We start from the raw sequence: 677 nt of genomic DNA, 5'->3' as shown, positions 1-677 counted from the left end.
CCTAACAAGCGCCTTAAACATCGCGGCCTGCGGCCGCTGGACTCGCAACAAGTTGCTCGCCGTTTAGGCGTGCGTTAGCCGTTTCAGGACGAACGATGGATACCTGTTTAGAAGTAAGAAACTATATTTTGGATTGGGGGGCAATACCACATCTTGCCCCTATGATCATATTCGGTTCAGACGGCTATCCAAATGATGGCACAAGTGAAGGCCAAAAAGCGGTAGAGCACATTCAAACCTGTAAGAAGTGCAAGTTATGGGTTCGCGACCTCACTCAAACTGAGGACATAGTGCGCATGGAGCGTTTGAGCCGATACTGCTGCCCACAGATGTTTGTTGCTGTCGAAGAGCCCAAGCAGGAAGGACTTCACCTAAAAATCAGACAGTTTCGAGATGAGAATCTTTGGATGATTGATCAGCCTGGAAGGGAAATTGGTTTTGAGTTTTTTGGCTTTTGCCCTTGGTGTGGGAATAAGTTTCCTGAACGCCCTTTTATTGATGATGATAAAGGGCGCGGCTAACAAGGCGCTATTGTCGCCACTATCGTGGCTGGGACGGCTTACGCTGCGCTCCAGCCGCCCCAAAGCTTTGCGTTAGCACGTACAGGGAAGTTATGAGCGCAATTCAGATTTTAGAAGAAAAACTGCTCGGAAATTTCTACTCATTGTTTAGAGTAG

1 protein-coding gene is annotated in these 677 nt (G+C 48.2%); it reads left to right on the top strand.

Features of this window, described 5'->3' with window-relative positions:
* Window positions 1-95 precede the first annotated feature (95 nt).
* Window positions 96-521: a hypothetical protein gene (locus J3B89_RS21010; protein WP_215399548.1), complete on the top strand. Its 426-nt coding sequence runs from the start codon at window positions 96-98 to the stop codon at window positions 519-521.
* Window positions 522-677: the final 156 nt, after the last annotated feature.

The sequence above is a fragment of the Rheinheimera oceanensis genome, from assembly GCF_018831085.1.
In the GTDB taxonomy this organism is placed as follows: Bacteria; Pseudomonadota; Gammaproteobacteria; order Enterobacterales; family Alteromonadaceae; genus Alishewanella; species Alishewanella oceanensis.
Note: the sequence above shows the minus strand (reverse complement) of the source record. Positions and strands in the feature narration are given on the sequence as shown.